The 20,399-nt window shown below is 64.9% G+C and carries 15 protein-coding genes; 12 read left to right on the top strand and 3 right to left on the bottom strand.

Features of this window, described 5'->3' with window-relative positions; genetic code table 11:
- Positions 1–11 precede the first annotated feature (11 nt).
- On the bottom strand, positions 12–1,691 hold the full coding sequence (locus RLO07_RS10470) for a tetratricopeptide repeat-containing sulfotransferase family protein (RefSeq protein ID WP_462292088.1): 1,680 nt from the start codon (positions 1,689–1,691) through the stop codon (positions 12–14).
- Positions 1,692–1,702: 11 nt separating this feature from the next.
- Entirely contained in the window at positions 1,703–3,238 is a 1,536-nt protein-coding gene (locus RLO07_RS10465; protein ID WP_462292087.1) for a C69 family dipeptidase, read from the bottom strand.
- A gap of 212 nt (positions 3,239–3,450) precedes the next feature.
- Between RLO07_RS10465 and RLO07_RS10460 the strand changes: the two genes are divergently transcribed.
- The 6 genes from RLO07_RS10460 (at position 3,451) to RLO07_RS10435 (ending at position 11,653) form a co-directional block, all read left to right on the top strand.
- Positions 3,451–4,623 (top strand): ISNCY family transposase, encoded by a 1,173-nt coding sequence (locus RLO07_RS10460; protein ID WP_462292086.1) that lies wholly within the window; start codon positions 3,451–3,453, stop codon positions 4,621–4,623.
- A gap of 218 nt (positions 4,624–4,841) precedes the next feature.
- Positions 4,842–6,008: an acetylornithine/succinylornithine family transaminase gene (locus tag RLO07_RS10455; protein ID WP_462292085.1), complete on the top strand. Its 1,167-nt coding sequence runs from the start codon at positions 4,842–4,844 to the stop codon at positions 6,006–6,008.
- Between the two features lie 30 nt (positions 6,009–6,038).
- Positions 6,039–6,950, top strand: coding sequence for an ornithine carbamoyltransferase (argF, locus tag RLO07_RS10450; protein WP_462292084.1), 912 nt, complete (start codon positions 6,039–6,041; stop codon positions 6,948–6,950).
- Between the two features lie 289 nt (positions 6,951–7,239).
- Positions 7,240–10,122 (top strand): ribonucleoside-diphosphate reductase subunit alpha, encoded by a 2,883-nt coding sequence (locus RLO07_RS10445; protein WP_462292083.1) that lies wholly within the window; start codon positions 7,240–7,242, stop codon positions 10,120–10,122.
- Between the two features lie 55 nt (positions 10,123–10,177).
- Positions 10,178–11,446 carry a ribonucleotide-diphosphate reductase subunit beta gene (locus tag RLO07_RS10440; RefSeq protein ID WP_462292082.1) on the top strand — a complete coding sequence of 423 codons (1,269 nt, stop codon included), beginning with the start codon at positions 10,178–10,180 and terminating at the stop codon, positions 11,444–11,446.
- A 21-nt stretch (positions 11,447–11,467) separates the two neighbouring features.
- Positions 11,468–11,653: a hypothetical protein gene (locus RLO07_RS10435; RefSeq protein ID WP_462292081.1), complete on the top strand. Its 186-nt coding sequence runs from the start codon at positions 11,468–11,470 to the stop codon at positions 11,651–11,653.
- 59 nt (positions 11,654–11,712) lie between these two features.
- On the opposite strand, the gene RLO07_RS10430 is transcribed toward RLO07_RS10435, so the two are convergent.
- Positions 11,713–12,429: an NUDIX hydrolase gene (locus RLO07_RS10430; RefSeq protein ID WP_462292143.1), complete on the bottom strand. Its 717-nt coding sequence runs from the start codon at positions 12,427–12,429 to the stop codon at positions 11,713–11,715.
- 207 nt (positions 12,430–12,636) lie between these two features.
- Here RLO07_RS10430 and RLO07_RS10425 point away from each other — a divergent pair, with 207 nt between their 5' ends.
- The 6 genes from RLO07_RS10425 (at position 12,637) to fadA (ending at position 20,366) form a co-directional block, all read left to right on the top strand.
- Complete coding sequence (locus RLO07_RS10425) at positions 12,637–13,011, top strand: PA2779 family protein (RefSeq protein ID WP_462292080.1); 375 nt, start codon at positions 12,637–12,639, stop codon at positions 13,009–13,011.
- Positions 13,012–13,087: 76 nt separating this feature from the next.
- Complete coding sequence (locus tag RLO07_RS10420; RefSeq protein WP_462292079.1) at positions 13,088–14,053, top strand: PA2778 family cysteine peptidase; 966 nt, start codon at positions 13,088–13,090, stop codon at positions 14,051–14,053.
- Positions 14,050–14,982, top strand: a complete 933-nt coding sequence (locus RLO07_RS10415; protein ID WP_462292078.1) for a haloalkane dehalogenase — start codon at positions 14,050–14,052, stop codon at positions 14,980–14,982. The genes RLO07_RS10420 and RLO07_RS10415 overlap by 4 nt, the downstream gene beginning before the upstream one ends.
- Before the next feature lie 30 nt (positions 14,983–15,012).
- Positions 15,013–16,872, top strand: coding sequence for an SLC13 family permease (locus RLO07_RS10410; protein WP_462292077.1), 1,860 nt, complete (start codon positions 15,013–15,015; stop codon positions 16,870–16,872).
- 144 nt (positions 16,873–17,016) lie between these two features.
- Positions 17,017–19,164 carry a fatty acid oxidation complex subunit alpha FadB gene (fadB, locus tag RLO07_RS10405; protein ID WP_462292076.1) on the top strand — a complete coding sequence of 716 codons (2,148 nt, stop codon included), beginning with the start codon at positions 17,017–17,019 and terminating at the stop codon, positions 19,162–19,164.
- A gap of 26 nt (positions 19,165–19,190) precedes the next feature.
- Positions 19,191–20,366, top strand: a complete 1,176-nt coding sequence (gene fadA, locus RLO07_RS10400) for an acetyl-CoA C-acyltransferase FadA (RefSeq protein ID WP_462292075.1) — start codon at positions 19,191–19,193, stop codon at positions 20,364–20,366.
- Positions 20,367–20,399 lie beyond the last annotated feature (33 nt).

Below are 20,399 nucleotides of genomic sequence, written 5' to 3'. Positions count from 1 at the left end.
CCCGGGGCCGCTCAGGCAGCGTCCCCGGCAGGCAGTATCGGCGCCAGGATCTTTCGCAGCGGCTCCAGCTCTTCCTCGTAATTGCGCCAGCGCTGGACTGAGCCGCGATAGATCGGCTGTCGGACCTGCCAGCGACTGGGCGTGCGCACCCCGCGCTCGGTGCGATGAAAGTCCAGGCAGGCGTCTTCCCATTCCAGACCGCAGTGGGCCAGCAGCCTTCCTACCTGAGCCTCCGTGTCTGCCACCATGGCTTCGTAGGGCAGGTTCAGGATCTCTATCGGCAACACCTCCTGCCAGTGCTGCATCAGTCGGTGATAATCCAGATAGTACCGTCCCAGAGTGTCGAGTCGATTGGCAAAGTGGATCTGGTCGGCGAAGCTGGTGAAGTAGCAGGACAGGCAGTTGTCCAAAGGGTGACGCTGGCAGTGCACCACCTTCGCGCCGGGAAACAGCAGTGCGATCACGCCCAGGTGCATGAAGTTGAACGGCAACTTGTCGGTAATGCGGTCGGCGCCGGTGGAGACCTTGTCCAGCTGCTCCAGGTAACGCCGGCCCATGCGCCGCAGGGACACGCGCCCGGTGGTCAGCAGGCCCTCCGGGTAAGGTTCACCGGAACGAGAAAGCTCACCGATCTGATAGCTCACTTTCAGCAGCATCGACATCTCGCCGCCGGCAGCGACCCGGGAGTGGCTCGCCAGGATCTGTTCGCTGAGCGTGGTCCCGGAGCGGGGCATGCCGACCACGAAGACCGGACGCTCCGATGCGAGGCCGGAATCGGCAGCTCCCGCATAAAATGACCGGTCCAGGGTGTTGATCAGCCGGTCGATGGCGCGACTGTAACCGTCGCTGTCGAAGGGGTGGCGTGCGGCCTGGACGTCATAGCCGCGCTGCAAATGCCGGAAAGCCTCGCGGTACTCGCCAGCGCGGTCTGCATGATAACCCAGGGCAATGTTCAGCCGCACGCGACCGTCCTCCGGCGTTGCCGGATCAGCGGCCATTCGCTGTGCCGTCTCCAACCATTGCGGGGCGACCTCGCCCTCGCGCATCTGCAGCAGCCGGGACAGCGCCAGCGGACTCTCCGGCTCCCGACGCAGGATGGCGAGGTACTGCATGCGCGCCTGGCGGAAGCGGCCAGCAGACTCGCACGCGTCCCCCAGGCCGAGGCGGATGCGCGGGTCGTCCGGATCGAGCTTCAGGGCCTCCTGGAAGGTCTCGATCGCCGCCGCCACATCACCGCTCTTGGTCTGTACGTCGGCGAGCGCTCGCAGCGGCCCCGGCTGCCCCGACCGCAGTGTCACCAGTTTTTCCAGCAGTGGCCGAGCCTGGTCAAAGCGGCTCAACTGGCGCAGGGCCTGGGCCATGTTGTTGAGGGCGTCGGGATGCTCCGGCGCCAGCTGCAGCGCCCTGGAGAAAGGCTCCACTGCGTCCTGGGGTGCATCAGCCTTGACCCGGACACTGCCCAGGTCGCTCCAGGCATTGGCGTTGCGCGGCTCAATGGCGACCGACCGGGACAGCAGGCTGTCGGCCTCCTTCAACCTGCCCTGCTGCAACTCGGCCAGACCCAGGTAGTGTAGCGCCTGCCAGTGCTCCGGTTCCTGCTCGAGAATGCCCCTGTAGATCCGCGCCGCCGCCGCGACCTCACCCCGGCGCTGGAGTTCGACCCCCTTGCGGACGCGGGGGTCCAGCGCCACTGGCGTTCCCATCAATCTGCCACTCGACTCGATGGCACCCGATCGGGATCGGCGCCGACCAGACAACTGACCGTGTCACCGCCATCATTGATGGTGCCCGCCGGTGGTGCCGGTGGAATGCCGTGCCGCAGCCGCACCTCGGTGCCGATGCCGGCCACCAGGTCGCGGCCGATGGCCAGGGCCTCGGCCGCACGAGCGTGGCTTTCCCGGGTGAGAATTGCCCGGGCGATATCGGGCTCGCCGGCAGCATAGGCGAGGGCAGCCGCGCGTTCGACAGCGGGCAGGCCCGCGCGGATGGTGTCCTCGAATGCTGTCAAGGTACCCTGAACACGCTCGAGCTGTTCTTCAGGGAAGGCACAGGTGTAGTACAGCAGGCGCTTGAACACCCGGCCGGCGAACTCCGTGGCCTCACGCAACTGGAAGTCCGGGTTGATGAAGTTCGGTCCCGAACCCTCGGTCAGATAACGGTGCTGGCCGTACTCCGGGGGCACCTCCAGGGTGCCAGTCCACCAGGGTACAAAGGGGGCCGTCACCGACCCGGTAGGGGCGACCCAGAGCAGCCCCAGGTCCGGATGGGGCAGGTCGGCGCGCAGATGTGCCACCTGGCCGTAGCCGGCGTGATCATCGGCAATCCGCGGATCGCGGACCATGGCCATCATTTCCCCGACGGTCACCGGCGCCAGCGCCCGCAGCTCCTCCTCGATCATCCGCGGCGACACGTACTTGGTGCCCGGATGACGCATGCCCCCGCCAAGGCCGTAGACTTCGTCGACGTCAAAGGGCCGACCGGAGTCCGGTGCATACCAGCCCTGCTCGACAGCGAAAGCGATGAGGTTGGGTGACCCCATCCAGTCATCATTGTCGCGATAGTCCGCCGGAACGTTACCGATGTAGCCGGGGTAACTGACCCGGACGTCATCGGGACCCAGCCGCTCCGCCACCCAGAGCCCCTGCCCGCCGGCGAATTGCAGCATCACCCAGCCCTCGTTCGCATCGGCGATCAGGTGCGAGTTGCCGCCGTAGGTGGTGTAGCCGTGCCTGTCGATCAGGGCGCCGATAATTGCCACCGCCTGCCGTGCCGTCTCGGCGCGTTCCAGCGCAATCCGCGCCAGATCGCTGTAGTTGGGCCCGGTCTGGCCTGGCGGCGTCATCTCTACCAGTTCCGGCCGCGACGGCGACCAGATATCGCGAATGGCGACCTGGTGTTCATTGAGGCCGCCATTGGTGAGGGGCGCGGGAAAGCCGGCGTAGCTCGTGTAGTTCATGGTGATGTAGCGAAAGGTCTCGCGAACCTGCGGAATTTCGCTCAACTGCGCCGGCAGCGAAGCCGACGCTGTTGCGCCGACGGTGATCGTGGCATCGGCGGCGTGGCTTCGCCGCGGGACGATATCCAGCCAGTGACTGGACGGCTCCTCGCCGGTGCCGCCCAGTAGCACGCTGCCGTCCGCGGTCAGGTTCTTGCCCACGTAGTAGCCATAACTGGCGTTCGCGTCAGTGGCAGTGATGGTCGCAAGCAGGATGAGCAGGCAGGGAACGGATCGAATCAAGGTGCAGGCTCCGGTTGAGGATGGGTCTTCACCGCACCCATTCTACCCTATCCACCGGGTGCGGGTCAGCGCGACCCCCGGTCCGGGCCTCGCAGCGCAGATGTTAGTGACACATAATCTGTCCGGTCTCATAGCACATAAACTGTCCGGTTCTATCCAGCGAAGGAATGAGCTGCATGAACCGGTCACAGGTGCTACAGGAGATACGGATTATGCGCTTCGAAGAAGCTTATACGAGTTGGCAGGATCGTCGCCTGACCCAAGAGGAGGCCGCCCAGTTGCTGGGGGTCTGTGAACGAACATTCCGGCGTTACATTGACCGCTACGAGGAGGCTGGGATGGAGGGCCTGCTAGATCGCCGCATTGAGGAAGTGTCCCACCGCAGGGCACCCGTCGATGAGGTGGTGAGATTGGAGGCGCTGTACAGAACCACGTACGAAGGGTGGAACGTGCAGCACTTCTACGAACGCTACCGCGACGACCACGCAGGGCATCGCTCTTACACCTGGGTCAAGAAGACACTACAGTCCGCCCAGCTTGTCAAACGGGGCAAGCAGAAGGGCCCTCACCGCCAGGAGCGTCCCCGCAAGCCCCTGGAGGGCATGATGATCCACCAGGACGGCTCCACGCATGCCTGGGTACCAGGCCAGGTCTGGGACCTGATTGTCACCATGGATGACGCGACCAGCACGGTCTATTCAGGGTTCTTTGTGGATCAAGAGGGCACGTTATCCAGCCTTCAGGGCGTCATGGAGACCTTGGAGACCAAGGGGCTATTCTCCAGCTTTTACAGTGATCGGGGCTCTCACTACTGGCATACCCCGAAGGAAGGTGGCCCTGTGGACAAAACCCGACAGACCCAGTTCGGACGAGCCATGGCGCAGTTGGGCATCGACATGATTCCCTCCTATTCGCCGCAGGCCAGGGGGCGAAGTGAGCGTTTGTTCGGGACACTGCAGGGGCGCTTACCGCAGGAGCTGGCCCTGGCCGGCATTACCGAGATGTCTGCGGCGAACCGGTTTCTGAAGGAACGCTTCTGGCCCCGTTTCAATGAGCGATTTACGGTGCCGGCACCGGAGACGGGCAGTGCCTTTGTGCCGTTGTTGGGGGTCGATCTCAAAGAAATTCTGTGTATTCATGAACCGCGCACGGTCCGATCGGACAACTGCGTTGCTTGGAAGGGACAGACGCTGCAGATTCCCGCGCACCGGCACCGCTGTCACTTTGTGAAGGTCAAGGTCTCGGTTCACGAGTATCCAGACGGCACCCTATCTATCTTCCATGGGCCTCGCTGTCTGGCTCGCTATGATGCCCACGGGGTCCTGCTTGAGGATGCTGTCACTGAGACAAACCTGGCCCAGAGAGGCAAGAAGAAAGCCGCGTAACCCGCTTCGCGGCCTGGCCCCCCCCGGGGCTAACCAAAAGCGGACAACTCATGTGCTATAAAAACCGGACAGATCTATTTGCTACCAACAGGCCTCGCAGCGCAGATTGCCAAGCGCCAGAGATGCCGCTATTATCCAAGGTCCACCAGGCAGCTTGCGCTGCCTTTTTGCGTTTCAGGGCCCGCTATCCGGGCTGTTGCACCAGGGAGAGCGTACCGGTGTCCGCATTGATGCAAACCTATGCCAGGCTACCCGTGACCTTCAGTCACGGCGAGGGCGTCTACCTGTTCGACACCGACGGTCGTCGCTACCTCGACGCGCTCTGCGGCATCAGTGTGACCAACCTGGGCCACGCCCATCCGGCGGTGACCGCGGCGATCCGCGAACAGTCCGGGCGCCTGCTGCATACCTCCAACCTGTACCACATCGCCGCCCAGGAAGAACTGGCGACTGCGCTTACCGCGGTGTCCGGCATGGAGACGGCGTTTTTCTGCAATTCCGGCGCCGAGGCCAACGAGGCCGCGATCAAGCTGGCGCGGCTCTACGGCCACCAGCGCAGCATCGACAAGCCCACCGTCATCGTATTCGAGAATGCCTTCCACGGCCGCACCCTGGCCACCCTGAGCGCCACCGGCAACCGCAAGATCCAGGCCGGGTTCGAGCCTCTGGTCAGCGGCTTCACCCGCGCCCCCCTGAACGACCTGGAGGCGGTGCGGCAGATCGCGGCCAACAATCCCGATGTGGTCGCGGTGCTGGTCGAGCCCATCCAGGGCGAGGGCGGAATCCGGGAGGCGGAGCCGGAGTTCATGCAGGGCCTGCGCGCACTCTGCGACCAGCAGCAGTGGCTGCTGATGCTGGATGAGGTGCAGTGCGGCAACGGGCGGGCCGGAGACTACTTCGCCTGCCAGGGCATGGGCGTGGTGGCAGACGTGATCACCACCGCCAAGGGCCTGGGCAACGGCGTCCCGATTGGCGCCTGCCTGGCGCGGGGCCCCGCGGCAACGGTTTTCACCGCTGGCAACCACGGCTCCACCTACGGCGGCAACCCGCTGGCCTGTGCTGCGGGCCTGGCAGTCGTCAACACGGTCGTCAACGAGCAACTCGCGGCGCGCGCCACCGCCGCCGGTGCCCGACTGCGCCAGCACCTGCAGGACGGCCTCGCGGACTACCCGGGGCTGGTGGAAATCCGCGGCCGCGGCCTGATGCTCGGCGTGCAGCTGCACCGCGACTGCGGCGAGCTGGTGGCCCGGGCTCTGGCGGCGGGACTGCTGATCAACGTCACCGCCGGCCACACCATCCGCCTGCTGCCACCACTGATCTGCAGCGATGCGGAGCTCGACGAACTGGCCGCAGGCCTTGTAACCCTGATCCGGGACTTCGACTGAGGTCCCGGCACTTTTCCGCAGGAACATCCCATGGCTTCACCCCGGCACTTTCTCACTCTTCTCGATTTCACTCCGGCCGAGCTGCAGGGGCTGATCGCACGGGCTTCGGAAATGAAGCGCGCACACCGCGAAGGCCAGAACCAGCGCCGCTTCCAGGGCAAGGTGCTGGGGATGATTTTCGCCAAGTCCTCCACCCGCACACGGGTGTCCTTCGAAGCCGGCATGGCCCAGCTGGGCGGGCACGCCATGTTCCTGTCCCCGCAGGACACCCAGCTCGGCCGCGGCGAGCCGATCGAGGACAGCGCCCGGGTGATCTCCTCCATGGTCGACATCGTGATGATCCGGACCTTTGGCCACGATATTGTCGAGCGCTTTGCCGAGCATTCCTCGGTGCCGGTAATCAACGCGCTCACCGACGACTTCCATCCCTGCCAGCTGCTGGCGGACATGCAGACCTGGACCGAGCACCGCGGTCCGGTGGCGGGCAAGACCGCCTGCTGGGTCGGGGACGGCAACAACATGTGTCAGTCCTACATCAACGCCGCCCGCCAGTTCGACTTCCAGCTGCACATTGCCTGCCCGCCCGGTTTCGAACCCAGGCCGGAGCTGCTGGCGGCCAATCGCGACCGGGTGCAGCTCAGCCACGACCCGCTGGCAGCCGTGCGCGGGGCAGACCTGGTGGTCACCGACGTCTGGGCGTCCATGGGCCAGGAGGCGGAACAGAAAACCCGCGCGCGCCAGTTCGCTCCCTACCAGGTGAACGAAGCGCTGCTGGCGCATGCGGCCAGCGATGCCCTCTACATGCACTGCCTTCCCGCCCACCGCGGCGAGGAGATCAGCGCCGGCCTGATGGACGCGGCCGACACGGTCATCTGGGACGAGGCGGAAAACCGGCTGCACGCGCAGAAAGCCTTGCTGGAATTCCTGCTGCAGGGGCACTAATAACCACGGCATCTAGCGTCCCGGATTCTTAGAATAAATTATTCGATGCACCCGGGAGCCCCCCCCTCATGGCCCACCTCCCGAGACCGGTCCAACTCTGTCGCGGCCTCTGGGGTAAGTGGGCACAGACCTACCTTTTCACCAACACCTTATCCACAACTTAAACCCAGCCTTGCGGCCTTGCATTGCCACCCCCGTCGCATTATCTTGTGTACGCTCACGGTGTTCACCCCAACATATGGGGTTCGACAACAATAATGCCTCCAGCGCCACCCTATTTGGAGTTGCCATGCAAACAGACATAACCCCCTCCGGCAGGACACAGTCCGGTCGTTCCGGCGCCGATGCGCAACCAGTACCAGGCAGCATTGCCGCCACCGCACCCGGCCAGCTGCGGGTCATCAAGCGCAACGGCACCGTGGTGCCCTTCGAGGAGAGCAAGATCTCGGTGGCCATCACCAAGGCCTTTCTCGCCGTGGAAGGCGGCACCGCAGCCGCATCGACGCGCATCCACGAGACCGTGGCCAAGCTCACCGACCAGGTCGCCAACACTTTTCGCCGGCGCATGCCCTCGGGCGGCACGGTGCACATCGAGGACATCCAGGACCAGGTCGAGCTGGCCCTGATGCGTGCCGGCGAACACAAGATCGCCCGCGACTATGTGATTTACCGGGAAGAGCAGGCGCGCAAGCGTGCGGCCCGCAAGGCCCTGTCCCCGGCCGCCCAGGAGGCCGCCGGCAACATCACTGTGGTGCAGCTCGATGGCAGCCGCGCACCGCTGGACCTGGAGCGCCTGCACACCATCGTCACCGAGGCCTGCGCCGGCCTGTCCGACGTCAGCAGCACCCAGATCATTGACGAGGCCCTGCGCAACCTCTACGACGGCGTCACCGCCGCCGAGCTCTCCACCTCGCTGGTGATCACCGCCCGCACCATGATCGAGAAGGAGCCCAACTACACCTACGTGGCCGCGCGCCTGCTGTGCGACAACCTGCGCGCCGAGGCACTCAACTTCCTCGGTGTGGCCACATCGGCGACCCAGGGCGACATGGCGGAACTGTACGCCAAAGCCCTGCCCGCCTATGTCGAGCGCGGCATCGAGCTGGAACTGCTGGATCCGGCCCTCAGGCAGTTCGACCTGGAGCGACTGGGCCGCGCCCTGCTGCCGGAGCGGGACCTGCAGTTCAGCTACCTGGGCCTGCAGACCCTGTACGACCGCTACTTCATCCACAGCAATGACGTGCGCATCGAGCTGCCACAGGTGTTTTTCATGCGCGTCGCCATGGGCCTGGCCAACACCGAAGCCGACCGCGATGCCCGCGCCATCGAGTTCTACGAGCTGCTGTCTTCGTTTGACTACATGAGCTCCACGCCCACGCTGTTCAACGCCGGCACCCTGCGCCCGCAGCTGTCGTCCTGCTACCTGACCACGGTGCCGGATGACCTGCACGGCATCTTCGGCGCGATCCAGGACAATGCCATGCTGTCCAAGTTTGCCGGCGGCCTCGGCAATGACTGGACCCCGGTGCGGGCACTCGGCTCCTACATCAAGGGCACCAACGGCAAGAGCCAGGGCGTGGTGCCCTTCCTCAAGGTGGTGAACGACACCGCCGTGGCGGTCAACCAGGGCGGCAAGCGCAAGGGCGCAGTCTGTGCCTACCTGGAGACCTGGCACATGGATATCGAGGAATTTGTCGAGCTGCGCAAGAACACCGGCGATGATCGCCGCCGCACCCACGACATGAACTCCGCCAACTGGATCCCGGACCTGTTCATGAAGCGGGTATTCGACGACGGCGAATGGACCCTGTTCTCGCCCAACGATGTCCCGGACCTGCACGATCTCTATGGCAGGGCCTTCGAGGAGCGCTATGCGTACTATGAAGAGCAGGCCCGCAGCGGCAAGCTGAAACTGCACAAGACCGTGCGTGCCCAGAACCTGTGGCGCAAGATGCTGGCCATGCTGTTCGAGACCGGGCACCCCTGGATGACCTTCAAGGATCCCTGCAACCTGCGCTCGCCGCAGCAGCACGTGGGCGTGGTGCACTCCTCCAACCTGTGCACCGAAATTACCCTGAACACCAGCAACGACGAGATCGCGGTCTGCAACCTCGGCTCCATCAACCTGCCCCAGCACATCGAGGATGGCAGCCTCAACCTGGACAAGCTGCGCAAGACCGTGCGCACCGCGGTGCGGATGCTCGACAACGTGATCGACATCAACTACTACTCGGTACCCCAGGCCGAGCGCTCCAACCTGCGCCACCGCCCGGTGGGCCTGGGCCTGATGGGCTTCCAGGATGCCCTCTACAAGCAGCACCTGGCTTACGGCTCCGACGCAGCGGTGGCTTTTGCCGACCGCTCCATGGAGGCGATCAGCTACTTCGCCATCGAAGCCTCCAGTGCCCTGGCCGCCGAGCGCGGGGCCTACTCCAGCTACGAGGGCTCACTCTGGAGCCAGGGCATCTTCCCCATCGACTCGCTGGACATCCTGGTGCAAAACCGTGGCGCCGACTACATCCAGGTGGATCGCAGCACCTCCCTGGACTGGGACACCCTGCGGGCGGTGGTAAAGAACCAGGGCATGCGCAACTCCAACGTGATGGCCATCGCGCCGACCGCGACCATTGCCAATATCACCGGCGTGTCGCAGTCCATCGAGCCGACCTACCAGAACCTGTACGTCAAATCGAACCTGTCCGGCGAGTTCACTGTGGTCAACCCCTACCTGGTCGATGACCTCAAGGCTCGCGGCCTGTGGGACGGGGTCATGGTCAACGACCTCAAGTACTACGACGGCAGCGTCCAGGCCATCGACCGCATTCCGCCGGACCTGAAGGCGATCTACGCCACTGCCTTCGAGGTGGAGCCGCGCTGGCTGGTGGATGCGGCCAGCCGCCGCCAGAAGTGGATCGACCAGGCCCAGTCCCTGAACCTGTACATCAACAACGCCAGCGGCAAGAAGCTCGATGTCACCTATCGCATGGCGTGGTACAGCGGCCTCAAGACCACGTACTACCTGCGCTCCCTCGCGGCCACCGGCACCGAGAAGTCAACGATCAGTACCGGCAACCTGAACAAGGTCGCCTCCGGCGGACAGGCAGCGGCGGGGCCGGCCCCGGTGCCTGCGGCCTGCTCCCTGGATGACCCGGATTGCGAGGCCTGCCAGTAGCGCGGGCCCCGCACCCTTTCGAGACCATACACGTGAAGCAGAAGGACAGTAAAACATGTTGAGCTGGGACGACTACCACAGCGAAGAAGCCATCAGCACGGCAACCGCGAGGAAAGTAGCGCCGCCACCCCCCCGGGAAGAGCCGGAGCCGGCGGCAGCGCCGACCGCCCCGATGCAGGCCCGGGCGGCATCGACACCAGCCCCGGTCGCCGTCGACGCGGAAGCAGCCGAGAATATCGCGGCCGCGGCGAGAGCGCTGGAAAACCTGGATCTTGCCTCCGGCCTGGAAGAGCTGGAGATGGGTGCGGCGCGGGTGTCGGTAGACGAGAAGGCGATGATCAACTGTCGCGCCGATCTCAACCAGCTGGTGCCCTTCAAGTACGAGTGGGCCTGGCAGAAGTACATCGACGGCTGCGCCAACCACTGGATGCCGCAGGAAATCAACATGACCGCCGACGTCGCCACCTGGAAGAGCCCCGAAGGGCTGTCCGAGGACGAGCGCCGCATCGTCATGCGCAGCCTCGGTTACTTTTCGACCGCGGATTCGCTGGTCGCCAACAACCTGGTGCTGGCCATCTACCGCCTGATCACCAACCCGGAGTGCCGCCAGTATCTGCTGCGCCAGGCGTTCGAGGAGGCCATCCACACCCACGCCTACCAGTACTGCATCGAATCCCTGGGCATGGACGAAGGCGCGGTGTTCAACATGTACCGGGAAGTGCCCTCGGTGGCCAAGAAGGCGGCCTGGAGCATCAGCCACACCCACGAGATCTCCGACCCGACGTTCCAGACCGGCACCACCGAGAACGACCAGACCCTGCTGCGCAACCTGATCGGGTTCTATGCGGTCACCGAGGGCATTTTCTTCTATTGCGGCTTTACCCAGATCCTCTCCATGGGCCGCCGCAACAAGATGACCGGGGTCGCCGAGCAGTTCCAGTACATTCTGCGCGATGAGTCCATGCACCTGAACTTCGGCATCGATGTCATCAACCAGATCAAGCTGGAAAATCCCCATCTGTGGACCGAGCAGTTCCAGCAGGAAGTCATCCTGATGATCCTGGAAGGCACCCAGCTGGAAATCGAGTACGCCCGCGACACCATGCCCCGCGGCGTCCTCGGGATGAACGCGGCAATGATGGAAGAGTACCTGCACTTCATCGCCAACCGCCGCCTGTCCCAGCTGGGCCTGCCGGAGCAGTTCCCCGGGGCGCAAAATCCGTTCCCGTGGATGTCCGAGATCATGGACCTGCGCAAGGAGAAGAATTTCTTCGAGACCCGGGTGATCGAGTATCAGACGGGCGGCGCCCTGAATTGGGACTGACCCACCAACCGAGGACCTGATATGGAAAACCGCGACGAAACCCTGAAAGACAGCGAAACTGTCCTGTTGGCGCTGGACCAGATCAGCCAGACCATCGACGTCATGACCAGCGTCATTGGCCGCCTGCGTACCCATGTGCAGGAGCAGGCGGCCAGCCGTCAAAACGAGCTGCAGGCAGAAATGCGACCGGACCGGGTTCTGCACTGAGCTGAGCCCGGCACTGTAATCCTCTCTCCGGGTGCGATTGCCGCGCCCGCCCCTCCGGCTTACCCCCGCTCCACTCTCGTCTCACTCCGTCGTCGCCGTTCCGCCTGACGCCGCAACAGGAATCGCTGTTCATCCTCATCGCGGAAGCAGGGCACTTCCGGCGGCGGGCCAGGGCATGCCAACACCCTGGCAACCTCGCCCAGGACAACCTCCGTAATCAGCGGCAGGTCCAGACTGTCGATCTCTTCCAGGGGGATCCACTGCAACTGCGACAGCTCGTCTGAAGCGCGGGAAAAATCGTCCGGATCACCGGCAACCGCAGTCTCATCCACCAGGAAAAAGCGGGCATCAAAACGCCGCGGTGGACCGACCGGGGTGATCGCCCGGAACACGTAGCGAAAAGCAGCGGCACAGGGCAGATGGCCAGTGGCGGAGAAGCCTTCCCAGTCCGCCGGCACCGGGCCCTCCCACTCTCCGGGCGCTCCCAGTACCAGCCCGGACTCCTCCCAGACCTCGCGTATGGCGGCCGCCTGCAGGGCGTGCACGCGCTCCGCCACCGCCCCTTCCGCCAGCCGCGCTGCGCACACCGGCCCTACCATCCCCGCCAGCGGCACGCACGCATCATCGGGGTCCACGGCACCGCCGGGGAAGACGAATTTGCTGGGCATGAAGACGGCCCTCGCCCCGCGCTGCCCCATCAACACCTGTGGTCGGGTCGCACGATCGCGCACCAGGATAACCGTGGCGGCATCGCGCACCGGCACCGGGATGCTCATGTTCTCCACTGTTTCCGGTTCCAGTCTCGGGCCACCCTCATACATTCCTTTTGCTGCCAGGAAGGCAGTATAAACCGATATCCGCGCGCGAGTTGCGCCCAGACCGGGCAGACGGGGCGAAAGCCCTGTTTGCCCGCGGTTTTCCTTTAAACCCGGTGCCATTTTTGCCTATACTTCCTGCCTCACGCCATCAGACGAGGACACGCCATGTTGAAATCCCGATTGTTGATCATGCTGCAGATCGCCGCTTTCCTCGTCGCCAGCACAGCCGGGACAGCCCAGGCCGCCGTCATCGGCAACGCGGAGCACTTTGCCCAGCAGCACCGCAGCGAGCAACTCGCGGCTATTGATGCAGTCCTGGCCCGGGAGGTGGTCCAGCAACAGATGGTCGCCATGGGAGTCAGCCACACCGATGCCATGGAGCGCATAGGCGCCCTGTCGGATGCCGAATTGCAGCAACTGGCCCTGAACCTCGACACGCTACCCGCCGGTGCCAGCGCCCTGGGTGTGCTTGGCGCCCTGTTCCTGGTACTTCTGGTGCTGGAAATCCTCGGCGTCACCAACGTTTTCACCAAGATTTGAGGCGCCCGCCCAACACGCCCCGCTCCACGTCAGCGCAGGCGGATTGAGCGCCGGTACTGCCGTGGGGAGAGGCTTCATGGCGCTGGCGCTGCTCACGCTGGTAACCGCGTGCGTCTCCACCGCCCCTGCTCCGCCCAGGGAGGGCATCAACGAACTCGCGGCGGTGCCCTTCTTCCCCCAGACCGAGTACCAGTGCGGGCCGGCAGCTCTGGCCTCGGTACTGGTGCACAGCGGGGTGGCCACCAATCCCGAGGTGCTCGCGCCCCAAGTCTACCTTCCGGGCCGCCAGGGCAGCCTGCAACTGGAACTGCTGGCAGCAGTCCGCCGGGGCGGTCGCATTCCCTTCACCCTGGACGCCGGCCCCGACGCACTGCTGAGCGAGCTGCGGGCCGGCAATCCAGTGCTGGTGCTGCAAAACCTTGGACTGCGCTCGCTGCCCCGCTGGCACTATGCGGTCGTGGTAGGCTATGAGCCGGCGAACCAGCGCGTCATTCTGCGCTCTGGCACAGAGCGACGCCGCCAGGAGCGGTGGGGGCGCTTCATGTCCAGCTGGGCGCGGGCGGACTTCTGGGGCGTCGTGGTTCCTGCCAGGGGGAAACTGCCGGCGAGCTTCAGCGCCAGCAGTATGGGACCGGCGCTCGCCCACCAGGAGGCACAACTGGACGCCGCGGTCGCCCGGGCCGCCTGGGAGCGCGCCCTGGCGCGGTGGCCGGAGCATCCTGACATCCTCTTTGCCACCGCCAATGCCCGGCGCCAGGATCCAGAGCCCGAGGCCGCGGCAGTACTTTACCGGCGCCTGCTGCTGCAACAGCCGGCACATCCGGCGGCGCGCAACAACTTTGCCGACCTGCTGTTGCACACGGGTTGCCCGGCAGCGGCCGCGACAATACTCGAACCCGTGCTTGCAGAAGAGGCCGCGCTTTCAGCATCCGTCAGGGACGCCATAAACAGCACCGCAAGTGATATTGCCAGCCTGCTGGTGGACAACTCAACCGACCCGGTTTACTGCCGGGCACTCAGCGGAGACCTGCCCTGGCCATGACGACCATTCTACGCACACCAGACTACCATTTTGCCGGGCTTCCCGACTTTCCCTGGGAGCCCCGCTACCTGCAGCTTGAGGACGAGCGGCTCGGTCCGCTGCGCATGCACTACCTTGACGAGGGCCCCAGGCAAGGGCCGGTGGTGCTGTTGTTGCACGGCGAGCCCAGCTGGTGCTTCCTCTATCGCCACATGATCCGCGAACTCAGCGCGCGCGGCCTGCGCTGCGTCGCGCCGGACCTGATCGGGTTCGGGCGCTCGGACAAACCGGCGCAGCGCGAGTACTACAGCTATGCCGGCCATGTCGCGCAGATGGCCGCGCTGGTCACGGCGCTTGATTTGCGCGACATCATCCTGGTCTGTCAGGACTGGGGCGGGCCCATCGGGCTGTCAGTGCTGGCACAATTGCCGGAGCGCTTTCAGGCCGTGGTCGCCGCGAATACCCTGCTGCCCAACTGCGAGGCCACTCCCAGCGGAGTTGAGCCGTGGCCGGGGGAAATTGTCGAACAGTGGGTTGCCGCCACCCGGGTAGCGACGGATCTCCCCATTGCCGAGGTGGTCGCGGGGGTTTGCGTGGCGCCGCTGTCCGATGCCGTCCGCGCCGCCTATGATGCGCCCTTCCCGACACCCGCCTACAAGGCAGCGGCGCTGGAGTTTCCCAGTCTGATTCCGATCCGCGAAGACATGCCCGGCGTCGCCGAGAACCGGCGCACCTGGCGCCTGCTGGAGCAGTGGCAGAAACCGTTTGTCACCGCCTTCAGCGACAGTGATCCGGCGACAGCTGCCTGGGCCGACGTATTTCGCCGGCGCATACCCGGGGCCCGGGGCCATGGCCATACGGTGATCCGCAACGCCGGCCACTTTCTGCAGGAAGAGCAGGGCCCCGCGCTTGCCGCGGTGGTGGCCGAAGTGGCAAGCTCCCTGACCTGATTCACCTTTACCACCGCGAGCAGCCAAGCCATGACCACAGACCAGGCACTGATCCTGACCATCCTGCTCGCCACTGTGGGCATGTTCTTCTGGGGCAAGTGGCGCCATGACATGGTGGCACTGGGCGCGCTGCTTGCCAGCGTACTCGCCGGGCTGGTCGCCCCGGATGTCGCCTTCAGCGGTTTCGGTCACCCGGCGGTCATCACCGTAGCCTGCGTTCTGGTACTGAGCAGCGGCCTGCAGTCCTCGGGTGCGGTGGACGCGCTGGCGCGCTCTGCCCTGCCACAGCAAGGGGGCCCCGTCCTCAGCCTGGCAGCGCTGACCGGCCTGGGCGCGGCACTGTCCGGATTCATGAACAATGTCGGCGCCATGGCGCTGCTGATGCCCGTTGCCATACAAATGGCCAAGCGCCACGAAATGCCTCCAGGGCAGGTTCTGATGCCGCTCGCCTTCGGCACCATCCTCGGCGGCATGACCACCATGATCGGCACCCCCCCCAACCTGATCGTGTCCGGGTTTCGCGCCGAAGCCAGCGGCAACGGCTTTGCCATGTTCGACTTCACCCCGGTTGGCCTCGCAGTCGCCGCGGCTGGCGTCTTGTTTGTGGTAGTGCTGGGACGGAAGCTGGTGCCTCGACGCACGCTGCAGGGGGCCGGAGATTTTGAAACCAGTGCCTACTTGACCGAGGCACGGGTAGTTGAGGGCAGCAAGGCAGCGGGCATGACCCTGGGCGAGCTGGAGTCGTCACTGGATGAAGCCGGAGCGCAGGTTATCGGCCTGGTGCGCAATGAAGTGCACCTGACGGCGCCGCACTCGGCGCGGCGAATTTGCACAGCCGACATCCTGGTGATTGAAGCGGAAGTCGACGCCCTCGGTGATGTCCTGTCGCGGCTGGGCCTGAAGCTGGAAGAATCAATCAAGCCGGAGCGCACGGAGGACGGGGACGCAATGGCGGATCCGGCAGTGCCCGCGCAACAGGAGAGTGCAGAGGAAGAGGAATCCGGGGAACAGGAGTCCGACCGGCCGGGAAGGGACGAAGTCGTGCTGACTGAACTGGTGGTACTACCGGCTTCAAGTCTGGCGGGGCGCTCAGCCAGTGATATCCAGCTGCGCACCCGCTACGGCCTGAATCTTTTGGCCGTGTCCCGCGAGGGCTCCCGCGCCCGCACCCGCCTGCGCACCATGTCCATACGCCCGGGGGATCTGCTGCTGATGCAGGGCCCGGCCGAGGGCACCGGAGAGTTTGCCGGCGATTTCGGCCTGGTACCGCTGGCGCAGCGGGAACTGCGCATTCCCAACAAGCGCAAAGCGCTGCTGGCGAGCGGGGTGATGGTGCTCGCCATTGGCGGTGCTGCCTTCGGCCTCTTGCCCGCCGCCGTGTCCTTTGCCCTCGGGGTCCTCGCCTCGATGGCGCTGCGGACGGTGCCGCCGCGCAGCGTCTACAACGCGATCGACTGGCCAGTGGTCGTCCTGCTGGCGGCACTGATCCCGGTGGCGGGGGCAATGGCGTCGACCGGGACCGCGGATCTGATCGCGAACTTTCTGTTAACCACTGTAGCCCAGGGCAACGCGGTCGCGGTACTGGCCCTCATTTTGGTGGTCACCATGTTCCTTTCCGACCTGATGAACAATGCGGCAACGGCCGCGGTGATGTGCCCGATTGCCCTGGGAACAGCGGGCGTGCTGGGCGTCAATCCGGACAGCTTCCTGATGGCGGTGGCAATCGGTGCGTCCTGCGCCTTTCTGACCCCCATCGGTCACCAGAACAATACTCTGATCCTGGGGCCCGGGGGTTTCCACTTCGGCGATTACTGGCGCCTGGGCTTGCCGCTGGAGGTCCTGGTAACAGCGATCAGCATCCCGCTCCTGCTCCTGGTCTGGCCCCTGTAGCCGCGCCACTTGCGGCCGCCGGGGGGGGCGGCGGTTGATGGCAGTTCACGCGGGCCCCAGACCCCGGTACAATCATCCAGCCAACCAGGTGCCAGCTACCTCCGCTTCGCAGGCACTCTCAATCCACTGACACAGGACAGCGACATGATCTACCAGAGTGACGCACTCACCGTGACCCGCCTGGAAGGCGACATCGCCGAGCTGCATTTCGACCTCAAGGGAGAATCCGTCAACAAGTTCGACCAGGCCACCGTCAGCAGCCTGAGCGCCGCCCTGGACGCGCTGGAGGCAGAGAGCAACCTCAAGGGCCTGCTGGTCACCAGCGGCAAGCCGGTTTTTATCGTCGGTGCCGACATTACCGAATTTACCGGCATCTTTGGCGCCGGCCCCGAGGAGATCAAGGGTTTCACCGCCGCCAACAATGCCAATCTCAATCGTCTCCAGGCCCTGCCCTACCCCAGCTGCGTGGCGATCAACGGCTTCGCCCTGGGCGGCGGCTTCGAGATTTGCCTGGCCTGCGATTTCCGGGTCATGAGCAGTGCCGCGAAAGTCGGCCTGCCGGAAACCAGACTCGGCATCCTGCCGGGCTGGGGCGGCACCGTGCGACTGCCGCGGATCATCGGTGTCGACGAGGCTGCGACCTGGATTGCCTCGGCCTCCGAGCAGCGCGCCGACAAGGCATTCAAGGCCGGCGCGGTGGATGCCGTGGCGGAACCCGATCAACTGCGCGCCGTGGCCCTGACCACCCTCAACAACGCCATCGCCGGCAAGCTCGACTATGCCGGACGCCGCGATACCAAGAGCAGCCCGCTGCCACTGAACGACACCGAGGCCACGATGGCCTTCTTCACCATGAAATCCATGGTCCAGCAACAGGCGGGCCGCAATTATCCGGCTCCGGTGAAAGCCGTGGAGGTCATCGAGAAGGCCCGGGGCATGGGGCTTGAGGACGCCCTCGAAGTCGAGGCCGAGGGCTTCGCCGAGCTGGCCGTGACGCCCGTGGCCGCGGCGCTGGTGGGGGTATTCCTCTCCGACCAGCTGCTGGGCAAGAAAGCGAAGGATTGGGAGAAGAAGGCCGACAAGAAGGTGGCGCGGGCCGCGGTACTCGGCGCCGGCATCATGGGCGGCGGCATCGCCTACCAGTCCGCCTACAAGGGCGTGCCCATCCTGATGAAGGACATCAACCAGGAGGGTCTGGACCTGGGCCTCGCAGAGTCGGGCAAGCTGCTGGCCAAGCGTGTGGAGCGCGGGCAGATGACCGCGGCGCAGATGGGCGATGTGCTCAACAGCATCGACCCGACCCTGACCTACTCAGGCTTCGACAAGGTCGACATTGTGGTCGAGGCCGTGGTCGAGAACCCCAAGGTCAAGCACGCGGTGCTGGCGGAAACCGAAAAGGAGATTGCAGAGGACGCCATCCTGGCCTCCAATACCTCAACCATCTCCATCACTCACCTGGCGGAAGCCCTGCAGCGGCCGGAGAACTTCTGCGGCATGCACTTCTTCAACCCGGTGCACGCCATGCCCCTGGTCGAGGTGATCCGCGGCGAAAAGACCTCGGACAAGGCCGTGGCCCGGACCGTGGCCTACGCCAACAAGATGGGAAAAAAGGCGGTGGTGGTGAAGGACTGCCCCGGCTTCCTGGTCAACCGGGTCCTGTTCCCTTACTTCGACGGCTTTTCCAAACTGGTGCGCGACGGCGCCGACTTCCAGGCCGTGGACAAGGTGATGGAGCGCTGGGGCTGGCCCATGGGTCCGGCCTATCTGATGGACGTGGTCGGCATCGACACCGGGGTGCACGCTGCCGAAGTGATGGCGGAGGGCTTCCCGGACCGCATGAAGCTGGACTTCAAGACCGCGACCGAAGTGATGTTCGAGCACGAGCGCTACGGCCAGAAGAACGGCAAGGGCTTTTATGATTACCAGAAGGACAAGCGCGGCAAGCCGAAAAAGACCAGCAGCGACGAGACCTACCGGCTGCTCGAGGAAGTTGCCGGCGAGCGCAAGGAATTCGAGGCCGATGACATCATCGCCCGCATGATGCTGCCCATGGCCACCGAGCTGGCCCGCTGCCTGGAAGAGGGCATCGTCGGCACCGCCAGCGAGGCCGATCTGGCACTGCTGTACGGCATCGGCTTCCCGCCCTTCCGCGGCGGCATATTCCGCTGGATCGATACCGTCGGTCTCGACTATATGGCCGAGGCCTCGAAGAAGTTTGCTCACCTGGGCAAGTCCTACGAGCTTACCGAGGGCATGCAGGCCAAACTCGCCGCCGGCGAGACCTATTACTGAGTACGGGTGAACTGAGGAGAATTACTGTGAGTCTGAATCCAAGAGACGCCGTTATCGTCGATTTCGCCCGCAGCGCCATGGGGCGCTCCAAGAACGGCTGCTTCCGCAATGTGCGCGCCGATGACCTGTCGGTGGCCGTGATCCAGGGGCTGCTGGCGCGCAACGAGAAACTCGATGCCAATGAAATCGACGACCTGATCTGGGGCTGTGTGCTGCAGCGTGGCGAGCAGGGCATGAACCTGGCCCGCCTGCTGGTATTGCGCGCCCAGCTGCCCTTCACCATTCCCGCGCAGACGGTGAACCGCCTGTGTGGTTCCTCCATGTCCGCCCTGCATACCGCGGCGGCCAATATCATGGCAGGGGTGGGTGATGTCTACCTGGTCGGTGGCGTCGAGCACCTGGGCCACCTGCCGATGACCGAGGACGTCGACATCAACCCGAAGCTGGGCCTGAACGTGGCCAAGGCGGCGGGAATGATGGGCATGACAGCGGAGTACCTGGCCCTGCTCCACGGCATCGGCCGGGAACAGCAGGACAAGCTGGCCCTGCGTTCGCACCAACTCGCCCACAAGGCCACCGAGGAGGGCAAGTTCGCGCGCGAAATCATTCCGGTTGAGGGCCACGATGAATCCGGCGCCCTGACCCTGATCGAACGGGACGAAACCATCCGCCCGGACACTACCCTGGAGGGCCTGGCAGGCCTGCCGCCCGCCTTCAACCCCCAGGGCGGCACGGTCACCGCGGGCAGTTCCTCGCAGATCTCCGACGGTGCTTCAGCCATGCTGGTGATGTCCGCAGAGCGGGCACAGGCCTTGGGCATGACGCCCATCGCCCGTATCCGGGGCATGGCCCTGGCCGGAGTCGACCCCTCCATCATGGGTTACGGCCCCGTGCCCTCGACGCAGAAGGCCCTGAAAAAGCTGGGTCTGAGCATCAAGGATATCGAGATGGTGGAGCTGAATGAGGCCTTTGCCGCCCAGGCCCTGCCGGTGTTGAAGGACCTGGACCTGCTCGATGACATGGAAGAGAAGGTGAACGTCCATGGCGGCGCCATTGCCCTCGGCCACCCCTTCGGCTGCTCCGGCACCCGCATTACCGGCTCCCTGCTGACCGTGATGCAGGACCGCGACCTCACCATGGGAATCTCCACCATGTGCATCGGCCTCGGCCAGGGCATTACCACGGTGGTGGAGCGCCTGTAGGAGCCCGCTCTGCGGGCGATCGCGCGGAGACCG

This window comes from Haliea sp., assembly GCF_040221975.1.
Classification (GTDB): Bacteria; Pseudomonadota; Gammaproteobacteria; order Pseudomonadales; family Halieaceae; genus Haliea.
The sequence above is the reverse complement of the archived record's forward strand: the minus strand, read 5'-3'. Positions and strand labels throughout refer to the sequence as shown.